General features: G+C 46.6%; 23 protein-coding genes, 1 tRNA gene and 1 pseudogene. 22 read left to right on the forward strand and 3 right to left on the reverse strand.

Annotated elements, in window-relative coordinates; all coding sequences use genetic code 11:
* The first annotated feature begins 9 nt into the window (after positions 1–9).
* The 6 genes from G4O42_RS04505 to rpsN all read left to right on the forward strand — a co-directional run bounded on the left by G4O42_RS04505 (position 10) and on the right by rpsN (position 5,378).
* The gene (locus G4O42_RS04505) at positions 10–945 is read left to right on the forward strand and encodes an amidohydrolase family protein (protein WP_032874194.1); all 936 of its coding nucleotides are present in this window, start codon (positions 10–12) and stop codon (positions 943–945) included.
* A gap of 222 nt (positions 946–1,167) precedes the next feature.
* The gene (locus G4O42_RS04510) at positions 1,168–1,935 is read left to right on the forward strand and encodes an ABC transporter ATP-binding protein (protein WP_032874197.1); all 768 of its coding nucleotides are present in this window, start codon (positions 1,168–1,170) and stop codon (positions 1,933–1,935) included.
* Positions 1,936–1,950: 15 nt separating this feature from the next.
* Positions 1,951–2,940 (forward strand): aliphatic sulfonate ABC transporter substrate-binding protein, encoded by a 990-nt coding sequence (locus tag G4O42_RS04515; RefSeq protein WP_032874199.1) that lies wholly within the window; start codon positions 1,951–1,953, stop codon positions 2,938–2,940.
* Positions 2,940–3,773 (forward strand): ABC transporter permease, encoded by an 834-nt coding sequence (locus tag G4O42_RS04520; protein WP_022552806.1) that lies wholly within the window; start codon positions 2,940–2,942, stop codon positions 3,771–3,773. Before G4O42_RS04515 ends, G4O42_RS04520 begins: the two co-directional genes overlap by 1 nt.
* A gap of 24 nt (positions 3,774–3,797) precedes the next feature.
* Positions 3,798–4,934 carry an FMNH2-dependent alkanesulfonate monooxygenase gene (gene ssuD / locus G4O42_RS04525; RefSeq protein ID WP_032874201.1) on the forward strand — a complete coding sequence of 379 codons (1,137 nt, stop codon included), beginning with the start codon at positions 3,798–3,800 and terminating at the stop codon, positions 4,932–4,934.
* 174 nt (positions 4,935–5,108) lie between these two features.
* Positions 5,109–5,378 carry a 30S ribosomal protein S14 gene (rpsN, locus tag G4O42_RS04530; RefSeq protein WP_014417259.1) on the forward strand — a complete coding sequence of 90 codons (270 nt, stop codon included), beginning with the start codon at positions 5,109–5,111 and terminating at the stop codon, positions 5,376–5,378.
* A 20-nt stretch (positions 5,379–5,398) separates the two neighbouring features.
* Here rpsN and G4O42_RS04535 read toward each other — a convergent pair whose 3' ends face one another.
* On the reverse strand, positions 5,399–5,866 hold the full coding sequence (locus G4O42_RS04535; RefSeq protein WP_032874203.1) for a hypothetical protein: 468 nt from the start codon (positions 5,864–5,866) through the stop codon (positions 5,399–5,401).
* A complete protein-coding gene (locus G4O42_RS04540) occupies positions 5,863–6,066 on the reverse strand; it encodes a helix-turn-helix transcriptional regulator (RefSeq protein WP_003155407.1) in 204 nt (67 codons plus the stop codon). Before G4O42_RS04540 ends, G4O42_RS04535 begins: the two co-directional genes overlap by 4 nt.
* 190 nt (positions 6,067–6,256) lie before the next feature.
* Between G4O42_RS04540 and G4O42_RS04545 the strand changes: the two genes are divergently transcribed.
* Positions 6,257–6,330, forward strand: a tRNA-Gly gene (locus tag G4O42_RS04545).
* A gap of 89 nt (positions 6,331–6,419) precedes the next feature.
* On the opposite strand, the gene G4O42_RS04550 is transcribed toward G4O42_RS04545, so the two are convergent.
* Complete coding sequence (locus G4O42_RS04550; protein ID WP_032874205.1) at positions 6,420–7,043, reverse strand: hypothetical protein; 624 nt, start codon at positions 7,041–7,043, stop codon at positions 6,420–6,422.
* Between the two features lie 84 nt (positions 7,044–7,127).
* Here G4O42_RS04550 and queG point away from each other — a divergent pair, with 84 nt between their 5' ends.
* From queG to G4O42_RS04625, 15 genes and pseudogenes are all read left to right on the forward strand, one after another.
* Entirely contained in the window at positions 7,128–8,288 is a 1,161-nt protein-coding gene (gene queG / locus G4O42_RS04555) for a tRNA epoxyqueuosine(34) reductase QueG (RefSeq protein WP_015239452.1), read from the forward strand.
* Between the two features lie 76 nt (positions 8,289–8,364).
* On the forward strand, positions 8,365–9,276 hold the full coding sequence (locus G4O42_RS04560) for an amidase domain-containing protein (RefSeq protein WP_032875156.1): 912 nt from the start codon (positions 8,365–8,367) through the stop codon (positions 9,274–9,276).
* Positions 9,277–9,312: 36 nt separating this feature from the next.
* Positions 9,313–9,795 carry a tRNA (uridine(34)/cytosine(34)/5-carboxymethylaminomethyluridine(34)-2'-O)-methyltransferase TrmL gene (gene trmL / locus G4O42_RS04565; RefSeq protein ID WP_007610253.1) on the forward strand — a complete coding sequence of 161 codons (483 nt, stop codon included), beginning with the start codon at positions 9,313–9,315 and terminating at the stop codon, positions 9,793–9,795.
* A 137-nt stretch (positions 9,796–9,932) separates the two neighbouring features.
* The gene (locus tag G4O42_RS04570; RefSeq protein WP_032874207.1) at positions 9,933–10,565 is read left to right on the forward strand and encodes a YhbD family protein; all 633 of its coding nucleotides are present in this window, start codon (positions 9,933–9,935) and stop codon (positions 10,563–10,565) included.
* Positions 10,556–11,269, forward strand: a complete 714-nt coding sequence (locus tag G4O42_RS04575) for a polymer-forming cytoskeletal protein (RefSeq protein ID WP_032874209.1) — start codon at positions 10,556–10,558, stop codon at positions 11,267–11,269. Before G4O42_RS04570 ends, G4O42_RS04575 begins: the two co-directional genes overlap by 10 nt.
* A gap of 11 nt (positions 11,270–11,280) precedes the next feature.
* Positions 11,281–11,991, forward strand: coding sequence for a hypothetical protein (locus G4O42_RS04580; protein WP_032874211.1), 711 nt, complete (start codon positions 11,281–11,283; stop codon positions 11,989–11,991).
* Positions 11,992–12,349: 358 nt separating this feature from the next.
* On the forward strand, positions 12,350–14,245 hold the full coding sequence (gene prkA / locus G4O42_RS04585) for a serine/threonine protein kinase PrkA (protein ID WP_003155391.1): 1,896 nt from the start codon (positions 12,350–12,352) through the stop codon (positions 14,243–14,245).
* 190 nt (positions 14,246–14,435) lie between these two features.
* Complete coding sequence (yhbH, locus tag G4O42_RS04590; RefSeq protein ID WP_017417325.1) at positions 14,436–15,614, forward strand: sporulation protein YhbH; 1,179 nt, start codon at positions 14,436–14,438, stop codon at positions 15,612–15,614.
* Between the two features lie 185 nt (positions 15,615–15,799).
* Positions 15,800–16,264 (forward strand): MarR family transcriptional regulator, encoded by a 465-nt coding sequence (locus G4O42_RS04595; RefSeq protein WP_003155389.1) that lies wholly within the window; start codon positions 15,800–15,802, stop codon positions 16,262–16,264.
* A 36-nt stretch (positions 16,265–16,300) separates the two neighbouring features.
* The gene (locus G4O42_RS04600) at positions 16,301–16,966 is read left to right on the forward strand and encodes an HlyD family secretion protein (protein ID WP_007610259.1); all 666 of its coding nucleotides are present in this window, start codon (positions 16,301–16,303) and stop codon (positions 16,964–16,966) included.
* A 40-nt stretch (positions 16,967–17,006) separates the two neighbouring features.
* A complete protein-coding gene (locus G4O42_RS04605) occupies positions 17,007–18,602 on the forward strand; it encodes an MFS transporter (RefSeq protein WP_003155387.1) in 1,596 nt (531 codons plus the stop codon).
* Between the two features lie 24 nt (positions 18,603–18,626).
* Entirely contained in the window at positions 18,627–19,160 is a 534-nt protein-coding gene (locus G4O42_RS04610; RefSeq protein WP_003155386.1) for an NAD(P)H-dependent oxidoreductase, read from the forward strand.
* A 12-nt stretch (positions 19,161–19,172) separates the two neighbouring features.
* Positions 19,173–19,544 carry a hypothetical protein gene (locus tag G4O42_RS04615; protein ID WP_003155385.1) on the forward strand — a complete coding sequence of 124 codons (372 nt, stop codon included), beginning with the start codon at positions 19,173–19,175 and terminating at the stop codon, positions 19,542–19,544.
* Positions 19,545–19,600: 56 nt separating this feature from the next.
* Positions 19,601–20,026, forward strand: a pseudogene (locus tag G4O42_RS04620) (ATP-binding cassette domain-containing protein); the annotation flags it as partial.
* Positions 20,019–20,966, forward strand: a complete 948-nt coding sequence (locus G4O42_RS04625) for an ABC transporter permease (protein WP_032874214.1) — start codon at positions 20,019–20,021, stop codon at positions 20,964–20,966. The pseudogene G4O42_RS04620 and the gene G4O42_RS04625, both read left to right, overlap by 8 nt.
* Positions 20,967–20,998 lie beyond the last annotated feature (32 nt).

The following is a 20,998-nucleotide window of genomic DNA, read 5'->3' on the forward strand; positions in this document are numbered from 1 at the left end:
GGCGATTGTATGCTTTTCCGACAGCATTTTAAACCTGTCGATATTCACGGTCATCTGCCGTACAGCCTTTATTTCGGCAAAAACGATAAGACATTTTCCGATTATAACCGGGAGCGGTCAGAAAGAATGAATCTGACTTGGGACTTTCCTGATCCGCATGATGTTGATGGCGATGAGGGCGAAATCGCTTTGATGACAAGATGGGAGAATGAATTAGATAAGTACGGCATTGACGTGCTGAATTTTTTAACAGCAGAGAGCAATGACCGGATGGCGGCGTTTATTCAAGCCAATCCCGCGAGATTTACCGGATTTGCATATCATCCTTTGGAGCGGGAGGATGCGTATGAAGAGCTGAAAAGAGCGGTAGAAGAGCTCGGTCTGAAAGGATATAAACTGTTCGGGCCGCTGACAGACATCGATTTTCATGATCCGTCGCTGAAAAAGCTGTGGACTTATTTAGCTGACAAAAGGCTGCCTGTATTAATTCACTTTGGGCTTTTAGGAAGAGCGGGGGGCATTGTCAGCCATCGCAACATCAACCCGCTCTCCATCTATCGCGTTGCGAGAGAGTATGCTGATATACCGTTCATCATTCCGCATTTCGGCGCCGGATATTATCAGGAACTGCTGCAGCTGTGCTGGAGCTGCCCGAATGTGTATATTGACACGTCCGGCTCAAATCAGTGGATGAGGTGGATGCCGTACCCGCTTGATTTGGAAATTCTGTTTCGAAAGACATCTGAATTAATCGGTGCTGAACGGATCATCTTCGGGACGGATTCGAACGGATTTCCGAGAGGATATGTATACAGATATCTTCAGGAGCAGGTGAGGACCTGCCGGGAAATCAATATGCGGGAAGAAGATATAGAAAACATTTTCGGCAACAACGCGCGGACATTATTGAAAATCGCCCGCCAAGAAAAGGAAGTGAATACGTGATACAGCCGATGCGCTCTCTGGCAGGGTTATGCCGGAGGGCGTATTTTAATTCTTATAAAAAACAGTTGACAAGTCGGAATAATTTGAATTAACATGATATTCAAATTTAAAAACAAACGGGTTGCCGATCGGACCGCCGAAGGCTCCCATCTCTGCAAGCAATCGGAGATGGGGGCCTTTTTGTTTTTCGATCGCACGCGGCAGAAAGAGAGGGGAAGACAGATGGCTGTAACCATCAGCATACAAGAAAAAGCTTTTGAGCATGAAGGCCGGAAAACGCCGGTGCTGAATGATATTGAGCTGTCAATTGCATCGGGAGAATTTTTGACTGTCATCGGGCCGAGCGGATGCGGCAAAAGCACGCTTTTAAAATTGATTGCCGGTCTTGATACCGATTATAAAGGCTCTGTCACAATAAACGGCCGCAATGTGTCGGGACCGGGCATCCGGCAGGGATTTATCTTTCAGGAGCACCGGCTGTTTCCCTGGCTGACGGTAAAACAAAACATCGCTGCCGATCTCAATATGAACGACCCGGCCGTTCGGAAAAAAGTGGATGATCTGATTGAGGTTGTCAGGCTGCAGGGAGCGGAGAACGCTTATCTGCGCGAATTATCCGGCGGCATGTCGCAGCGGGTTGCCATCGCCAGAGCTCTTTTACGTGAGCCGGAGGTGCTGCTTTTAGATGAACCGTTCGGGGCGCTTGACGCTTTTACGAGAAAACATTTGCAGGATGTGCTGCTTGATATATGGCGCGAGAAAAAAACGACGATGATTCTGGTCACGCATGATATTGATGAATCCGTCTATTTAGGCGATAAGCTGGCGATCCTCAGGGCAAAGCCCGGCCGGCTGCACAGCCTGATGCCGATTCAGCTTCCGCATCCGCGCAATCGGACGTCAGCGGATTTTCAGGCCGTCCGGCAGAAGGTGCTTTCTGAGTTTGAGAAAACGGAAGACCTCCGGTTTGCGGATGGGTCCGGGATATAGAAGGGACGAAGCGAAGTGAAAAAAATCATCATTCTTTTAGCCGCAGCAGTCATGATGTCTTCCGGATGCAGTGCAAACGGGACAGGAGGGAGCGGGAAAACGGTGAAAGAAATCCGGATCGGCATCCAGCAGAGTTTAAGCCCGCTTCTCATTGCCAAGGAAAAAGGCTGGTTTGAAGAGGCCTTCAAAAAAGACGGAATAAAAGTAAAATGGGTCGAATTCCAAAGCGGTCCTCCGCAATTTGAAGGTCTTGCCGCCGATAAGCTTGATTTTTCCCAGGTCGGCAATTCACCGGTCATTTCCGGTCAGGCGGCAGGAATTGATTTTAAAGAGATCGGGCTGTCTCAGGACGGGTTAAAGGCAAACGGCATTCTCGTAAACAAGGGCAGCGGGATTCAGAGCCTGAAAGAATTGAAAGGTAAAAAAATCGCCGTAGCCAAAGGCAGCAGCGGCTTTGATTTTCTCTATAAAGCTTTAGATAAAGCGGGTCTTTCCGCCGATGACGTCACCATCATCCAGCTTCAGCCTGATGAGGCGGTTTCCGCTTTTGAAAACAAATCAGTTGACGCATGGTCCATTTGGGAGCCGTATTTGTCGATTGAAACGCTGCAGCACGGGGCGGAAATATTGGCGAACGGAGAAAGCACAGATTTATATTCTCCCGGTTTCACGTTAGTCAGAACGGGATTTTCCAAAGAACACCCGGATGAGGTGGTCCGTTTTCTGAAAGTGTTCAATAAAGCAGTTACATGGCAAAAGGAACACAAAGATGAAGCTGTCTCCTTATATGCGAAAATCAAACATCTTGATCCGAAAGTCGTCAGAAACGTGCTTAACAATACTGAGCCTCTCAATGAACCGATCAATGATGATATTGTCAAAGCCCAGCAGGAAACCGCTGATTTTCAATATCAAACAAAAGCGATTCATAAGAAAATTCATGTAAAAGACGTTGTTGACAATTCATTTATTAAAAAAGCGCTTGAAACGGGGGATGGCAAGTAATGAAAGCAGAAGCATCAACGGCTGCCGGCGCAATAAGCCAATCAGAAAAGAAAGCTCTGGCAAGATCCCGGAAGTATTCATACCAATGGATGAAGGGGGTTGTACTCCCGGCTGCGGTCATCGCAGTATGGCAGTTTATCGCAAGTCTGGGCATCGTCTCGGCCACGGTGCTCCCGTCGCCTGTCGTCATCTTGCAGACGTTTCAGGAACTTCTTCTTTCAGGTGAACTTTGGGGTCATTTAGAGATCAGCTTATACCGGGCGGCTGCAGGATTTCTGCTTGGCGCTGGCCTCGGGCTTGTTTTCGGGCTGCTGGTCGGTTTTTCAAAGCGGACGGAAGCATATCTTGATCCGTCTCTGCAAATGCTCAGAACGGTTCCGCACTTGGCCGTGACTCCTCTGTTCATTTTGTGGTTCGGATTTGATGAGACATCAAAAATTCTGCTGATCGCATTGGGGGCTTTTTTCCCCGTGTACATTAATACGTTTCTCGGAATCCGCAGTGTGGACGCGAAGCTGTTTGACGTCGCGCGGGTGCTGGAATTTAACTGGTATCAGCAGATGACAAAATTAATTCTTCCGGCATCTCTGCCGAATATCCTGCTCGGCATCAGGCTCTCTCTGGGCATTGCGTGGCTCGGTCTCGTGGTGGCGGAACTGATGGGATCGAGCGAGGGCGTCGGTTATATGATTATGGATGCCAGACAATTTTCACAGACAAATAAGGTGTTTGTCGGCATTATCATTTTTGCGGCTGTCGGCAAGCTGACAGATGCATTGGTCAGAATGCTCGAACGGAAACTATTAAAATGGCGGAACAGTTATGAAGGGTAACCTATTAAAAAAGGAGAGATTCATATGGAGATTCTTTGGTTTATTCCGACGCATGGTGACGGCCGGTATTTAGGGACGCAAACGGGAGGGAGAACGGCGGATCATCTTTATTTTAAGCAAGTGGCACAGGCGGCAGACAGACTCGGGTATACGGGGGTTCTGCTGCCGACGGGGAGATCATGTGAAGACCCGTGGCTGACGGCTGCCGCTTTAGCGGGGGAAACGAGTGACTTGAAATTTTTAGTGGCGGTCCGTCCGGGACTGATGCAGCCGTCTGTCGCCGCGAGAATGGCGTCGACAATGGATCGGCTGTCAGACGGCCGTTTGCTCGTAAATGTCGTAGCGGGCGGAGATCCTTATGAACTGGCGGGAGACGGCATGTTTATCAGCCACGATGAACGTTATAAGGCGACTGAAGAATTTTTAACCGTCTGGCGCGGACTCATGCGGGGCGAAACGGTGACATATGAAGGGGAGCATATCAAGGTGGAAAACAGCAGTCTGCTGTTTCCGCCAAAACAGTCTCCGCATCCGCAATTATATTTCGGCGGTTCATCACAGGCGGGAATTGAGGCTGCGGCGAAACATACAGATGTCTATTTAACATGGGGAGAGCCGCCGGAGCAGGTAAAAGAAAAGATTGAAACCGTTAAAAAACAGGCTGCCAAGGAAGGAAGGACGATGCGTTTTGGCATCAGACTTCACGTGATTGTACGGGAGACTGAAGAAGAGGCATGGGAAGCGGCTGAACGATTAATCAGCCACTTAGACGAAGAGACGATTGCGAAAGCGCAGGCTGCGCTCCGGCGCGCTGATTCTTCGGGACAAAAACGGATGGCCGATCTCCATAACGGTGACCGCTCGAAGCTTGAGATCAGCCCGAATCTCTGGACTGGCATCGGACTGGTCAGAGGCGGAGCGGGCACGGCGCTTGTCGGTGATCCGCAGACCGTCGCTACTCGAATTTTAGAGTATCAGGCACTCGGTATTGAGTCGTTTATCTTTTCAGGCTACCCGCATCTGGAAGAAGCTTATTATCTGGCTGAACTCGTGTTTCCGCTTCTGCCGTTTCAGAATGAACGGACTAAAAAGCTTGAGCACAGACTGGGTGAAGCAATGGGCAACGACCATTTTGCAAGAGGAAATAAAGCGACAGTCTGATGACGTCGCAAGGCGGATAATTGACGGCGGGCGCTTTCTGCGGTTTCATTTCCGGGGAAATTCCGGCAGTGAAGGCGGGTATTCACCCGCCTTTTTAAGCGCTTAGCTTGCACGATACTCATATGGATGATATGATACAAAACGTAATTATTACGATTTGTTAGGAGTGCTGAAATGGCAAAAAAATCAAAAGTGATCAAAGAGCTCAAGCGGCAGAAGCTTGTTGAACAATATGCGGACATCCGAAGAGAATTAAAGGCAAAAGGAGACTGGGAAGCGTTGAGCAAACTGCCGCGTGATTCTGCTCCGGCCAGGCTTCATAACCGCTGTACGGTGACGGGGCGGCCCCGCGGATATATGAGAAAATTTAAACTGTCCAGAATCGCATTCAGGGAACTGGCCCATAAAGGCCGGGTTCCCGGGGTGAAAAAAGCGAGCTGGTAATGTAAAAAACTCCGGATCTGTCATGAACCGGAGTTTTTGCCGTGCTTATGAAAAGTGAAAACATAAGCCAAATGCTGAATCATCATCAGAATGAAAATCAAAAGAATAGGAAAAAAGGGTAGATGCGGCTGAATCAGCGGATAAAACAAAAGCAAAACGGCTGCGGCCGGCAATGAGAAGTAAACGGCGATATACGAGGAACGGCAAGCTTTAGCCGTCATCATTCGTTCTCTTTCATCCTGTTCCTCAAATTCATCGGGTACAAGCCTGTGCTTTTTGCCGTTTCGTTTTTTCTTTTCGGCATAGATATACAATGAGGCACAAACGGTAAACAGCAGAAACGGAGTGATATTCAGCTCAAATGAACCGCTCCCCTCCGTTTGGAAAAACTGAGCGATCCGCGGCGCCGCTTCCATAAAGGAAATAAGCGTCCAGCAGGCTAATCCGTAGAGTGCAAGGTGAAAACACGCTTTTCTTTTCAAACTCATTTTTTCTCCTCCTCCAGCCAGAAAACTTCCTCCATCGGCAGGGAGAAAGCCCGGCAGATGTTAAGCGCCAATAAAAGTGAAGGCACATAATCTCCTTTTTCAATCGCTGCAATCGTCTGTCTGGTGGCTCCGGCTTCTTTTCCAAGCGTTTCCTGAGAATAGCCGAATCTGGCTCTCAGCTCTTTTACTTTATTTTTCATCATCAGGCGTACCTCAAATTTTCTTCTTTTTCATATTGTATGAGATATTTAACAAAATGTAAACCTAACTTAACATATGGACAAAAAAAGAATTTTTTTCGACAAATTTTTTAACATTCCCTTGACGAAAAAAAAATATACATGTAATATTAGAAACATCAAATCGCTACTGACAAAATAGAACTTTGATGCGGGTGTAGTTTAGTGGTAAAACCTCAGCCTTCCAAGCTGATGTCGTGAGTTCGATTCTCATCACCCGCTCCATACATACGTTATTAACGCAGTGTTTCGTTTCTCTGATAAACGAAGTATTGCGTTTTTTTATGTGAAAAAAGACACGAAGGCGTGTCTTTTTATGAAAGCCAAGAGACGGTATGCGTGCCTCCGTGAATTTGTTCAAACATTTTTGTTAAGGATGATAGCAGCTCATCCGCCGCGTCGGCATGAAATGAAGGCGGGAAAAAGATCAGCTGCAGCATTTTCTTTGTGCCGGGCGTGACAGGGCGTGTATTGATATGTCCGGTGAAGTCGCCGAAAACGCCGTCCGGGCCGGAGAAGGACAGTACGCTTTCTTTTTCTCCGATCGTAATTGAAATTGGTTCATCTATTTCTGCGGCATCATACGCCATGATAGGCAATGAATATTTCAAGGAGAAAAAAAGTATGGTATCATGGGCTGAATTCACACTTTCAATGAATCGTTCCCGGGAAATATCGCCGAGCATAAGCTCCATCGGCGTTTTTTGTCCTGAAAAGGCGGGACTGAGCTGTTCCATCAAACGCGCCCACTCTCTTACAAAAGGCTGCTCATCTATACCGCCGTCAGCATAATCAAAGTAAAGAGATTCTTGAAATAAACGGAGGCGGCCTTTCAGCATTTGCGGAGCAGGCCCGACTTCGATCTGTTCATATAAGACGGCTGCCGCTTTGATCCCCGGCACCCGTTCAGCAATAAGTGGATCTAAACTGATGTTCAAGTGTGTTCACTCCATTTCGGGATGATAAAACTCTATTATACCTGTGCGGGAGCCTGATCACAAAGAAAGGAGGCTGTGCAAAAAATGAATATTCATAAACTGAAAGAGGAATTAATCGAATACGCCAAAAGCATCGGAGTCGACAAAATCGGATTTACGACGGCTGATACGTTCGACAGTCTGCGGGACCGGCTGATTCTTCAGGAATCACTCGGCTATTTATCCGGTTTTGAAGAGCCGGATATTGAAAAACGGGTCACTCCGTCTTTGCTTCTCCCGAAAGCCAAATCGATTGTCGCCATCGCCCTTGCTTATCCTTCCAAAATGAAAGATGCGCCGAGGAGCACGAGGGACGGGCGGCGCGGCATTTTTTGCAGAGCTTCCTGGGGGAAGGATTATCATGACGTGCTGCGGGAAAAGCTTGATCTGCTGGAGAATTTTCTCCAGAGCAAACATGAGGATATCCGCACAAAGTCAATGGTGGATACAGGAGAATTGTCCGACAGGGCCGTGGCTGAACGGGCGGGAATCGGCTTCAGCGCCAAAAACTGCATGATCACCACGCCTGAATACGGTTCTTACGTCTATCTGGCTGAAATGATCACCAATCTGCCCTTTGAACCGGATGTGCCGATTGAAGATATGTGCGGTACGTGCACAAAATGTTTAGACGCGTGTCCGACCGGCGCACTCGTCAATCCCGGACAGCTTAACGCCCAGCGCTGTATTTCGTTCCTGACCCAGACAAAGGGATTTTTGCCGGATGAGTTCCGCACGAAAATCGGAAACCGTCTGTATGGCTGTGACACGTGCCAGACGGTCTGTCCGATTAATAAGGGGAAAGATTTTCATCTTCATCCGCAGATGGAGCCTGATCCGGAAATCGCAAAGCCGCTGTTAAAGCCGCTTTTGACCATAAGCAATCGCGAATTCAAAGAAAAATTCGGACATGTATCGGGGTCATGGCGCGGCAAGAAGCCGATACAGCGGAATGCGATTTTAGCTTTGGCTCATTTTAAAGATGCCTCGTCTCTTCCGGAATTAACGGCCTTGATGCACCAAGATCCGCGTCCCGTCATCAGGGGGACGGCCGCCTGGGCCATCGGGAAAATCGGTGACCCAGATTATGCGGGGGAATTAGAAAAAGCGCTTCAAAAGGAGCAGGATGAGGAAGCCATACGGGAAATTGAAAAGGGACTGGAGCTGTTATCGGTTTCTGATAAGACTAAAACCGGCCGGTCCTGACATATGTATAGAGAAAAAGCACTTGGCCGGAGTTCAAGTGTTTTTTCTTTATAAAACAGTATGGTGGGTGGAGCGCTTGAAGCATATTATTGAAGATTTAGCGGAGGCCCGGCTTCATTATTTAATCAACGGAACCGAGATGAGGCACAATGGGCAGCCCGGCGATCTTGAGGTCCTGACGAGAAAAAAAGAGCTGTTTGAAAAACGGAAAGTTGACATCGTGAAAGCGAAGGCAAAAGCCGTCATTGTCAAAAGCAGCCTTGAGGACGACGGCACGTTATGCGTCATGTACACGATTCATTTCGAATATTTGTGCAAGGAGCATGACGGACACCTTTACTTAGAAGAGCAGATTGAGGAACGGACTGCATTTCTCTATGATCAGCTGTTGATTAAAGACCGGGAAGTAAAGAAAAAACCGGCGGGATTTTCTGACGGAAACAGCGTAATTGAATATGAGCGGAGTGAACGGGAAGATTTCGGGCGGGCGTTTCAATACGACCGTCTGGCTGCCGTGCAGTACGCGGAGAAGTTTTGGAATAAACGAAATCCCGCTTATAAAAATTTCAGCGATAATTGCACCAATTTTATTTCCCAATGTTTACATGCCGGAAAAGCACCGATGCGGGGGCATCCGAACAGAGGCTCAGGCTGGTGGATGAAGGCAAGCTCGTGGAGCTACAGCTGGACGGTCGCGCATTCGATGAAGATGTATCTGGCCCAATCCAAGGCAGGGCTTCGCGCGGTGCAAGTATCGAGAGCTGAAGAACTGATGCCCGGAGATATCATTTGCTATGATTTTGAAGGAGACGGGCGTTTTAATCATACGACGATCGTTGTCGCAAAAGATAAAAGCAATATGCCGCTTGTCAATGCCCAAACGTATGACAGCAGAATGAGATATTGGTCATATGAGGATTCAACGGCGTATACTCCTTCCATCAGATATGCGTTTTTTCATATTACGGATGATACGACAAAAGAGTAATTAATGATATAATGGTGGGCGGAATAAAAAACAGAGGTGAACATCGTGGCATTACATGTCGTTTTATATCAACCCGAAATCCCGGCCAATACGGGAAATATCGCACGTACTTGTGCGGCAACAGACACAACGCTTCATTTGATCCGCCCGCTCGGATTCTCAACCGATGATAAAATGCTGAAGCGCGCCGGACTCGATTATTGGGAGTTTGTCAACGTCGTATATCATGATTCATTGGAAGAGTTATTTGAGGCATATGAGAACGGAAAGTTTTTCTTCATTACAAAATTCGGTCAAAAGCCGCACACATCATTTGATTACTCAAATACGGAGGAAGACTTTTTCTTCGTATTCGGCAGAGAAACGAGCGGACTTCCGAAAGAATTGATCGAAAACAATATGGACCGCTGCCTGCGTCTGCCGATGACCGAGCATGTGAGATCATTAAACCTGTCCAACACGGCCGCGATTCTTGTATATGAAGCGCTGCGCCAGCAAAATTACAGAGATTTGACGTGAGAAAAAACGCCCGCATCCGGGCGTTTTTTTATTGAATAAAAAAGACGGACAGCAGCTGTTCACGGCATTTTTATATTTCCAGGCTTAACAACGTAACAGTGTTATGTTACAATACATTCATCGAAGGAGCTGGATTCATGGAGGAACAACTGATTTCTAAAAAAGAATTGCTGGAAGAAACATCAATTTCATACGGACAGCTGTACCGCTGGAAACGGAAAAATTTAATTCCTGAAGAATGGTTTATCCGAAAATCAACATTTACAGGCCAGGAAACATTTTTTCCGAGAGCGGAAATATTAAAACGCATCTCAAAAATACAGAAAATGAAAGAAAATCTGTCTTTGGATGAAATGAGAGAAATGCTGTCTCCGCAAATGACTGATGTCAATATAACGTCTGCGGAGCTGCTTCAAAAAGGACTGATTTCAAAGGCTGCGCTGCAAGTTTATGGCGAAGACGGCGTGACATTCACGTCCCGCGCGCTGCTGTCTTTATATGTGCTTGAAGGACTTTTGCGATCGGGCAATATCAGCCTTGAGGAAGGAAAATTGGCGGCAGGGGTGCTGAAAACGTATGAGGCTTCCGAACTGAAAGCAAATACGGAGCTTGTCATGCTCCGAAAGCTTGGCGTAACGACGTGCTTCATCGCTGACGCGGAACAGATTTTATTTGAACCGACTGTCAAAGTGGTTGAACGGGTGGCGCTTGCTTCGGCATCGGAAGAATTAAAAACGAAATGGATGCAGGAGGACCATCAATGGAAGTAACAGATAAATTAATCATCAACGGTTCAGGAAGTTCAAAAGGAGGCCGTTTTCATACAGTGGAGATCAACGGAAGCGGCACGGTGTCAGGTGATGTGGAGTGCGCGAGCTTTTTGTTTAACGGCAGCGGAAAAACAGACGGACATGTCAAGACGCAAACGCTGACGATCAGCGGTTCGGGGAAAATTTCCGGCAGTGCCGAAGCTGAATCCATCCGTATCAACGGAACGGGTGTCATTAAAGGTGATGTCAAAACGGAGCGGCTGAACGTCGCGGGATTTTCATCTTTCGGCGGCGATGTGAAAGCTGATGATATTTTCATATCCGGGAAAGCCGGGATTGAAGGCGATTGCGAGACAGAGACGTTCCGTTCGGAAGGTAAATGCAAGATCGGCGGCCTGCTGAATGCCGATGAAGTCAGTATTAAGCTGACGGCGGGAGAAAGCCATGTGAAAGAAATCGGCTGCCGCCATTTGAAAGTGATGAGCAGAAAGAGCGTGCTTACGCGTTTTAAGCTGATGCCGGCCCCGGTGCTGACAGCGGAGCTGATTGAAGGTGACATCATTGAATTGGCGGACACGAACGCGAAGACAGTCCGCGGAAATCATGTGCAGATCGGCGCAGGCTGCACCATTGGGACTGTGGAATACAGCGGCGATTTTACATGTGATTCTTCCGCTTTGGTTAACGAAGTCGTGAAACGATAGGAGGAGCTGCGATGGAAACGACAAAAAAATTGAGTCATTTAAAAATGTACGGAGCCGGACACGCCTCCGGCGGGTCCTACCAAAATGTAAGCATTAAAGGGGAAGGAACTGTCGGCGAAGGACTTCAAAGCGAACGCTGCCGGATATTCGGTACGGGACTTTTTCTCGGAGATGCCGAGATCAACAGGCTGAAAATTTTCGGAGAGCATGAAGTTGCAGGAGATTTATCAGCACGTTCAGCAAATGTGATGGGCACATTGAAAGTCGGCGGCTCCATGCGTTTCGCCACGATGAGGCTGAAAGGACTTGCTGAAATTGGCGGCGGGGCCGCGGGAGAGCGGTGTCATTTAAAAGGAAGTCTCACCGTCGGCGGCGATTGCGAGACGGAGCTGCTTCATGTAACAGGATGTATCAATGTGGCGGGATTGTTAAACGCGGGGGACGTAAACATCCATTTGCGTTATGACCGAAGCCGCGTGAAAGAAATCGGCGGCACATCGATCACCGTCAGACGGAAACCCGGTTTTCTTAAACGGAAAGCCGGCACGCTTTCTGCTGAATTGATCGAAGGAGACGCAATTTACCTCGAATACACGGAAGCAGACATCGTCAGAGGAAAGCATGTGGAAATCGGCCCGGGCTGCAAAATCGGAAAAATCGAGTATCAAACAAGCTGCAAATCTCATGAAAAATCAACTGTCCAAGAACATATTCAAATATGAAACATTGTTATGTTGTGCAGGAAAGGGTGCTCTTTATGAAGAGCACCCTTTTGCCGTTATTTGTTTTCAGGTTTGCTGTCGTAACCCGCCGTAAAAATGGATACTAAAAAAGTGAGAATGACCCCAAGTAAAATGATCGTTTTCATCATTTCTCCTCCTCTTTGCTTTTCCATTTGATGTCCGAGTCTGGATGAAACTGTATTTCTTTCATTATGAACGGTGCACCGGACCCTTGTCAATGACGGCCTTATAACGTCTTTATTTTTAAGAAACGAAAAGCATGTATTATCACGTTACCGCATAGATTGTAACAAAGTACCTTATTTCTAGTGCATCAAACATGATAGAGGAGGTTCTTATGGATATATTAAAGAAAATTGAAAAGTACAGAGAGGAAGAGCAGCGGCTCAAATGGGAAGGGACGTTCGCTGATTATTTGGAGATCATAAAAGAAAATCCATTGGTCGCGCAGTCTGCTCATTCTCGCGTTTTTAATATGATAAAAGACAGCGGAATCGAGGAGGATGACGGTAAAAAGACATACAGCTTTTTCTCGCGGGAGCTGTTCGGCCTTGAGGAATCTCTGGAACGGCTCGTGGAGGAATACTTTCACCCGGCTGCCAAGCGGCTCGATGTAAGAAAACGGATTTTACTATTGATGGGACCCGTCAGCGGCGGAAAGTCAACTCTTGTCACCATGCTGAAAAAAGGGCTTGAAGCCTACTCATTGACAGACAACGGCGCTGTTTACGCCATTAAAGGCTGCCCGATGCATGAAGATCCTCTCCATCTCATTCCCCATCATCTGCGCGACGACTTCTACAGAGAATACGGCATCAGAATTGAGGGCAGCCTTTCTCCGCTTAATGTCATGCGGCTTGAAGAAGAATACGGCGGCAGAATTGAGGATGTAAAGGTTGAACGTATATTCTTCTCGGAGGATAAACGTACCGGAATCGGAACCTTCAGCCCGTCTGACCCGAAATCACAGGATATCGCCGACTTGACGGGAAGCATTGATTTTTCAACGATTGCCGAATACGGCTCAGAATCAGATCCGCGCGCTTATCGGTTTGACGGTGAATTAAATAAAGCGAACCGCGGAATGATGGAGTTTCAGGAAATGCTGAAATGCGATGAAAAATTTCTGTGGCACCTTCTGTCACTCACGCAGGAAGGGAATTTTAAAGCCGGACGGTTTGCGCTCATCTCAGCCGACGAGTTGGTTGTTGCGCATACGAACGAAACGGAGTACCGCTCGTTTATTGCCAATAAGAAAAATGAAGCCCTTCACTCCAGGATCATCGTGATGCCTGTTCCTTATAATTTAAAGGTGTCAGAGGAAGAACGGATTTATGAGAAAATGATTTCTGAAAGTGATGTTTCTGACGTACACATCGCCCCCCATACATTAAAAGTGGCCGCGATGTTTTCTATTTTGACCCGGCTGAAGGAACCGAACCGCTCTGATATTGATCTCGTCAAAAAAATGAGGCTCTATGACGGAGAAAGCGTTGAAGGTTACAATTCCGTTGATCTGGAGGATATGAAGAAGGAATTCCACGATGAAGGAATGAGCGGAATTGACCCGCGCTATGTCATCAACCGCATTTCCTCAACGATTATCCGAAAAAATATGGAATCGATCAATTCGCTTGACGTGCTGCGCTCCTTAAAAGAAGGACTCGACCAGCATCCGTCCATCTCCGCCGAGGACAAAGAGCGGTATATGAATTTTATTTCCGCCGCCAGGAAAGAGTACGATGATATCGCCAAAAAGGAAGTGCAGAAGGCGTTCGTCTATTCATATGAAGAATCCGCGAAAACTCTCATGGACAATTATTTAGATAATGTGGAAGCGTACTGCAATAAAAATAAGCTCCGCGATCCGCTGACGGGTGAAGAAATGAATCCTGACGAAAAACTGATGAGATCCATTGAAGAGCAGATCGGCATTTCAGAAAACGCGAAAAAAGCGTTCCGCGAAGAAATTTTAATCCGCATATCCGCCTATGCAAGAAAAGGAAAACGCTTTGACTATAATTCGCACGAAAGACTCCGCGAAGCGATTCAGAAAAAGCTGTTCGCAGACTTAAAAGATGTGGTGAAAATTACGACCTCAACCAAAACGCCGGATGAGCAGCAGCTTAAAAAGGTCAATGAGGTAGTGGCAAGGTTAATAGATGAACACGGCTATAATTCGACTAGTGCTAATGAACTACTGAAGTATGTCGGAAGCTTGTTAAACCGCTGATGTTTGATTTCATTGAGAGGCCCGTCTGTAAAAGGACGGGTTCTTTTGGCTGTTTTTCGCAATTGTTTGTCAATTGGAGAGTCCGTCCGGCATAAGATGAAAATAAATCTTTTCGCCGGACTTGTTTCATAAACAGGACCAAGCCGGAATACACATGTAAAACGACCATAACGGTTAAGGAGGGGAATTCATGTCCCGTAATGACAGCGGAAATTTTTTGATTTCAGAGGAAGACTGGTCCCTCCATCGCAAAGGCTTTGATGACCAGCAGCGCCACCAAAAGAAAGTACAGGAAGCGATAAAAAACAACCTTCCGGATCTTGTCACTGAGGAAAGCATTATTATGTCCAACGGAAAAGATGTCGTGAAAATCCCGATTCGTTCGCTTGATGAATATAAAATCCGTTATAACTATGATAAAAATAAACATGTCGGCCAAGGCGACGGCGACAGCGAAGTCGGCGATGTCGTCGCAAGAGACGGCGCAGATAAAAAGCAGGGTGCCGGAAAAGGCCAGGGAGCAGGCGATCAGGCAGGCGAGGATTATTATGAAGCGGAAGTTTCATTGATGGATCTGGAAGAAGCGCTGTTTCAGGAATTAGAACTGCCGAATCTGCAGCAAAAGGAAAGGGACAATATCGTCCATACCGATATCGAGTTCAATGATATCCGGAAAACCGGGCTGACAGGGAATATCGATAAGAAAAGGACGATGCTGTCGGCCTATAAACGAAACGCTATGACAGGCAAGCCGTCGTTTTACCCTATTTATCCGGAAGATCTGAAATACAAAACATGGAATGATGTGACGAAGCCGGAATCGAAAGCTGTCGTTTTAGCCATGATGGATACAAGCGGTTCGATGGGCGTATGGGAAAAGTATATGGCGAGGAGCTTCTTTTTTTGGATGACACGATTTTTACGGACAAAGTATGAAACGGTTGATATCGAATTTATCGCCCACCATACGGAAGCGAAGGTCGTGTCCGAAGAAGATTTTTTCTCGAAAGGCGAGAGCGGGGGCACCATCTGTTCCTCCGTTTACCGGAAGTCTCTTGAATTAATTGATGAAAAATATGACCCCGCCCGCTACAACATCTATCCGTTTCATTTTTCAGACGGAGATAACCTGACTTCGGATAACGCCCGGTGCGTAAAGCTCGTCAATGACATCATGAAAAAATCGAATCTGTTCTGTTACGGTGAGGTCAATCAATATAACAGGCATTCCACCCTCATGTCCGCCTATAAAAATGTCAAAGATGATAAATTTAAATACTACATCCTGAAACAGAAATCAGACGTATTTCAAGCGCTGAAAAGCTTTTTTAAAAATGAGGAAGCCGGTGTAAGCAAAGCATCGTATTAAATATAAAGCCGAGTGAAGAATCGTGGGCCGCGGTTCTTCGCCCGGCTTTTTTAAATTAAAAATAAAGAGAAAAAACGGCATAAAAAAAATCCTTAAAAAATGAAACTTTTCTCTTTACAAACCTTCTTTCATTTATTAATATTTTATCTTGTGAACTATTATTAAGGGAATGAGGTGAAAATACGGTGATTGAATCAGAGCTCGCTTTGCTCAGTTTTGAACAACTGTTTGATACTTCCAGATCGATTTACAAAAAGCAGAAAATGATTCTGGAGACAGTGCTTGAACCTTTTGATATTACAGTGCTGCAGTATCTGCTGATGTTCAAAATACATAAGAGCAAAAGCACGCAGCTTTCAAGGCTGGCTTTGTCGCTTGATCTGAAACCGGCGTCTGTCACGAGAATGACCGATATTCTGTATAAGCGCCGCCTAATGGTTCGGAGCGACTATCACGACGACCGGCGTGTTGTTATGATTCAGTTAACCGAAGAGGGGGAAGAACTTCTAAAGAAAGCTGCTGTTCAATATGCCGAAAAAGCGGCGGTCTTATACCGGCAGCTCAATACCGCTGAACTGCAGTACCTGCGCAAGCTTGCGGAAAGTTTAACGAAGCTTGCAAACGGCTGTGCAGTGAAAAACGGAAAATAAAAAAATCCCCACATATTTTTATCATCATTCCACAAAATGATAGAGGAAGAAACGAAAGGAGAAAACAAAATGAACAGAGGACGTTTAATTCTGACCAACATTATCGGTTTGATTGTTGTTCTTGCAATTATAGGCGGAGGTGCTTACTACTATTATCAAAGCACACACTATGTAAAAACCGATGAAGCAAAAGTTGCCGGCGACATGGCTGCTATCACAGCTCCTGCTGCGGGTAAAGTAACTGACTGGAACCTTGATGAGGGGAAAGAAGTAAGCAAAAACGACGTTGTTGCAAAAATCAAAGGACAGCAAAATGCTGACGTAAAAGCCATCATGGATGGAACAATCGTGAAAAACGAAGTGAAAAACGGCCAAATGGTGCAAGCCGGTACGACAATTGCCCAAGAAATTGACATGAAACACCTTTACATCACTGCAAACATTAAAGAAACAGACATTAGAGACATTGAAGTAGGAAACAAAGTAGACGTAATTGTTGACGGCGACCCTAATACAACATTTGACGGAACAGTAGAAGAAATCGGTTATGCGACAAATTCAACATTTGATATGCTGCCTTCTTCAAACTCAAGCGGCAACTACACAAAAGTAACGCAAAAAGTTCCTGTTAAAATTTCACTCAGCAACCCATCTGACAAGGTGCTTCCTGGTATGAACGCATCTGTAAAAATCTCTGAATAATACAGATCAGTCATCAAACCATGAAGGGAGGTTGTCTTAGGTGGCTAAATCAGATAATCAAGTAAAAAGTCCTAAAACATTGCTTATTGTGCTTATGGCCGGGTTATTCCTGGCGATCTTGAACCAAACGCTTCTTAACGTGGCGATGCCGCACTTAATGACCGAGTTCGGTGTGAGTGCGACGACGATTCAGTGGCTTACGACCGGATACATGCTGGTCAACGGTGTTTTGATTCCGTTATCTGCGTTCTTAATTACCCGGTTCGGACAGAGAAGCCTCTTTCTCGTAGCCATGTTCTGTTTTACAGCGGGAACGTTAGTCTGCGGAATCGCGCCTAACTTCTCAACCATGCTGATCGGCCGGTTAATTCAGGCGGTCGGCGGCGGTATCCTGCAGCCGCTGGTCATGACAACTATTCTGCTTATCTTCCCGCCTGAAAGCAGGGGGAAAGGAATGGGGATTTTCGGTCTTGCGATGATGTTTGCTCCGGCGGTCGGACCGACTCTTTCCGGCTGGATCATCGAGCATTACACATGGCGCATTATGTTCTACGGCCTTGTTCCGATCGGGGCAATCGTTATTATCATAGCGTTTTTCCTCTTTAAGAACTTGGTGGAACCGCAAAAAATCAAACTCGACAGCTTGGGTGCGATTCTATCCATTGTCGGATTTGCCTCATTGCTTTACGGAGTCAGTGAAGCGGGCAGCGACGGCTGGGGAGATCCGATCGTGCTGTCTACCGTCATCGTCGGTGTCATCGCGATTGCCGCGTTTGTCATTCAGCAATTGCGCTCTGAAAAACCGATGCTCGACTTCCGGGTATTTAAATATGATATTTTCTCACTTTCCAGTGTAATTAATATCATTATTACCGTTGCGCTTTACACAGGAATGTTCCTGCTTCCGATTTACCTGCAGAACTTAGTCGGCTTTACGGCGCTGCAATCGGGTCTCTTGCTATTGCCGGGCGCGATTGTCATGCTGATCATGTCGCCGATTTCCGGTATTCTGTTTGACAAAATCGGTCCGAGACCGCTTGCGATTATCGGGCTGGTCATCACGGTCGCAACGACATTCCAGTATACAAAATTGACAATTGACACACCTTACACGCACATTATGCTTGTCTATGCCATCCGCGCATTCGGTATGTCACTGTTAATGATGCCTGTTATGACAGCCGGAATGAACCAGCTTCCGGCGCGGTTGAACAGCCACGGCACGGCGATGAGCAACACGCTCCGCCAGATCAGCGGTTCAATCGGAACAAGTTTGATCACAACGATTTATACGAACCGTACGACAATGCACTATTCGCAGATTGCGGATAAAACGAGCACGGCTGATCCAAGCTTCATGCAGTCGTTCCAAAGCGCGGTTTCGAATTTAATGGTCAACATGAACATGTCGCTTGATGCGGCGAAACAAACCGTTTATTCATATCTCTACAAAACAGCTTCACTTAATTCCAACGTTATGGGGATTAATGACGCGTTTATGTGGGCGACGATCTTTGCGGTTATCGGCGTAGTCCTGAGCCTGTTCTTGCGTGACGTACGGAAAGACAAACAGCGGGCGAAGAAAAAAGAGGAGCTGTCATTGCTTCCTGCCCCTAAAGAAGTGAAGGAATCTTAATCATCTGAATGGGAGGTTTCCTGAATGAAAATTTACGTAGTGTACGATAGTGAAGGCGAACATACAAAACACCTTGCTGAAGCCATTGCCGAAGGAGCACGAGAAAACGCTGAGGCTGAAGTCCTGATCGACCATGTCGATCAAGCAGACATCCGCAAGCTGAAAGACATGGATGCCATTATCTGGGGATGCCCGGGACACTTTGGCACCATCAGTTCAGGCTTAAAAGCGTGGATCGACAGACTCGGCTATCTGTGGGCTGAAGGCGAGCTGATTGATAAAGTCGGCGCCGTATTCTGTACGACGGCGACAACACATGGCGGATTAGAAATGACAATGCACAATCTGATCACTCCTATGTTTCACCAAGGCATGATTGTTGTCGGACTTCCCGGCAACGTTCCTGAAAACGCGCTGTACGGCTCTTACTACGGCGCGGGCGTCACATGCCCGGTTGACAGCGATGTGCTGATGACGGAAGAAGGCCTTCAATTAGGCCGAGCGCTTGGCAGACGTGTCAGCCAAGTCACAGGTAATCTAACTGCCGGACGACAGTAAGGAGAGGGTTATATGGCCATTATTATAGCGGTTATTGCTGCTGTCATTGTGATTGCACTTCTTATCACATTCAATGTCCGCAGCACTTCTGCAGGACAGGATGTCAAAGAAGAAAAGAGAGAAGCGATCGGCACTACAGCCGAACAGCCGGAAAAGCATGATCCGGCCGAGGAGCGCTCAGCCGAGCATGCTCCCGTCGTTGTGAAATCTGAATCTCCCCGTGAGAAAAAGAATACAATGGGCGATGATGTGTACCGTCAGGCGCTTCAGAAGTTTAAGACTTCTGAGACGGATCAGGAACCAAACGATCCTGATAGCGGCGGCAAAATGCAGGATAGCAGCTATCGTGATGCGCTGCTCTCCTTAAAAAACAAAAAGAAGTAATTGAAAAGGCAAATCTGCGTAATAGCGGATTTGCCTTTTTTTTATTGAAGATATTGCCCGTGGGCATCAGGGAAATCAGGGACCATCTGAAAAAGCTGACACGTGAAAAAGGAATGGCTGTCATCGTCTCAAGCCATCTGCTGTCAGAAATGGAGTTAATGTGCGACCGAATCGGCATTCTGCAAAAAGGGGAGCTTGTCGATATTCAAAAAGTAAGGGATGAAGGAAAAGAGGATAAAGATACATACTTCTTCCATATTGAACAAAGAGAAGAGGCTCTTGCTGTTCTGAGTCAGTTTGACTGTGTGAAGAAGACAGACGGCATTGAAATCAGGCTGTCAAAACAGGAGGTGCCTGATGTGATATCACTGCTCGTCCGTGAAAATATCCGCTTATATGAAGTGAAAATCATGACAAAATCTTTGGAAGACCGTTTCTTGGAGATTACCGGCGGGACGAAAGAGGAGGTTCAATATGTTTAAGCTGATCTATAATGAATGGATAAAAATTTTCAGCCGCGTCGGCACGTGGGCTATGATTGTGATTTTAGGCGTTTCGATGATCGGTTTTGCGCTTCTGTCAAACCATTTCACCTCCAGCGAAGCCAATCCGAATTGGAAACAGGAGCTCCAGGCTGAAAACAAAGAAATGAAACAGCAGATGAAGGAAACCGGAAATCAGACGCTCATTGATAACCTGAAACAGAATGTCGCGATAAATCAATACCGTATGGATCATAACATCCCCGAGGATACAGGGTACACAGTGTGGTCATACGTAGCTGATTCTTCGATGATGACTGTTTTGACCGGGCTGTTTACGATTATCATTGCCGCAGGCATCGTGGCGAATGAGTTCAACTGGGGGACGATCAAGCTGCTGGCTATCCGTCCGCTCAGCCGTTTTCAGATTTTGTTATCTAAATATATGACGGTGCTGCTGTTCGGACTGCTGATGCTTGTGATTTTATTTGCCGGCTCCGCTCTGTTGGGATTGGTCTTTTTCGGTACAGGCGGAGATACTGCGGCTGATGTTCATCTCGTATACAAAGACGGCCATGTTTTTGAGCAAAATATCATCGCTTTCCTCGCTAAAACATATGTCTATGAATCTGTCTCCGCTTTTATGCTTGCGACGATGGCGTTTATGCTGTCTGCGGTATTCCGGAACAGCTCATTAGCGGTCGGATTTTCTATTTTTCTATTGGTTATGGGGAACACGGCGACGGTATTTCTTGCTGCGAAATTTGAATGGACCAAATATATTTTATTTGCGAACACGGATTTGTCGCAATATATGAACGGGACTCCTTTAGTAGAGGGGATGACGATGACATTTTCGGTTGTGCTGCTTGTGATTTACTTCGTTATTTTTCTGGCGCTCGCATTCGGCGTCTTCTTAAAACGCGATATTGCCACCTGATATAAAAAAGCTGTTTTGCCTTTGCAAAACAG

The sequence above is a fragment of the Bacillus sp. LUNF1 genome (assembly GCF_011008975.1).
Taxonomy (GTDB): domain Bacteria; phylum Bacillota; class Bacilli; order Bacillales; family Bacillaceae; genus Bacillus; species Bacillus velezensis.

What these genes read in the sequence shown, in the direction of transcription:
- G4O42_RS04535 (WP_032874203.1), bottom strand. Translation starts at nt 5,866, where the DNA reads ATGAGTTTGAAAAGAAAAGCGTGTTTTCACCTTGCACTCTACGGATTA.
- prkA (WP_003155391.1), top strand. Translation starts at nt 12,350, where the DNA reads ATGGATATATTAAAGAAAATTGAAAAGTACAGAGAGGAAGAGCAGCGG.
- yhbH (WP_017417325.1), top strand. Translation starts at nt 14,436, where the DNA reads ATGTCCCGTAATGACAGCGGAAATTTTTTGATTTCAGAGGAAGACTGG.
- G4O42_RS04580 (WP_032874211.1), top strand. Translation starts at nt 11,281, where the DNA reads ATGGAAACGACAAAAAAATTGAGTCATTTAAAAATGTACGGAGCCGGA.
- G4O42_RS04540 (WP_003155407.1), bottom strand. Translation starts at nt 6,066, where the DNA reads ATGAAAAATAAAGTAAAAGAGCTGAGAGCCAGATTCGGCTATTCTCAG.
- G4O42_RS04610 (WP_003155386.1), top strand. Translation starts at nt 18,627, where the DNA reads ATGAAAATTTACGTAGTGTACGATAGTGAAGGCGAACATACAAAACAC.
- G4O42_RS04625 (WP_032874214.1), top strand. Translation starts at nt 20,019, where the DNA reads ATGTTTAAGCTGATCTATAATGAATGGATAAAAATTTTCAGCCGCGTC.
- G4O42_RS04615 (WP_003155385.1), top strand. Translation starts at nt 19,173, where the DNA reads ATGGCCATTATTATAGCGGTTATTGCTGCTGTCATTGTGATTGCACTT.
- queG (WP_015239452.1), top strand. Translation starts at nt 7,128, where the DNA reads ATGAATATTCATAAACTGAAAGAGGAATTAATCGAATACGCCAAAAGC.
- G4O42_RS04510 (WP_032874197.1), top strand. Translation starts at nt 1,168, where the DNA reads ATGGCTGTAACCATCAGCATACAAGAAAAAGCTTTTGAGCATGAAGGC.
- G4O42_RS04570 (WP_032874207.1), top strand. Translation starts at nt 9,933, where the DNA reads ATGGAGGAACAACTGATTTCTAAAAAAGAATTGCTGGAAGAAACATCA.
- rpsN (WP_014417259.1), top strand. Translation starts at nt 5,109, where the DNA reads ATGGCAAAAAAATCAAAAGTGATCAAAGAGCTCAAGCGGCAGAAGCTT.
- ssuD (WP_032874201.1), top strand. Translation starts at nt 3,798, where the DNA reads ATGGAGATTCTTTGGTTTATTCCGACGCATGGTGACGGCCGGTATTTA.
- G4O42_RS04600 (WP_007610259.1), top strand. Translation starts at nt 16,301, where the DNA reads ATGATAGAGGAAGAAACGAAAGGAGAAAACAAAATGAACAGAGGACGT.
- G4O42_RS04575 (WP_032874209.1), top strand. Translation starts at nt 10,556, where the DNA reads ATGGAAGTAACAGATAAATTAATCATCAACGGTTCAGGAAGTTCAAAA.
- G4O42_RS04520 (WP_022552806.1), top strand. Translation starts at nt 2,940, where the DNA reads ATGAAAGCAGAAGCATCAACGGCTGCCGGCGCAATAAGCCAATCAGAA.
- G4O42_RS04505 (WP_032874194.1), top strand. Translation starts at nt 10, where the DNA reads ATGCTTTTCCGACAGCATTTTAAACCTGTCGATATTCACGGTCATCTG.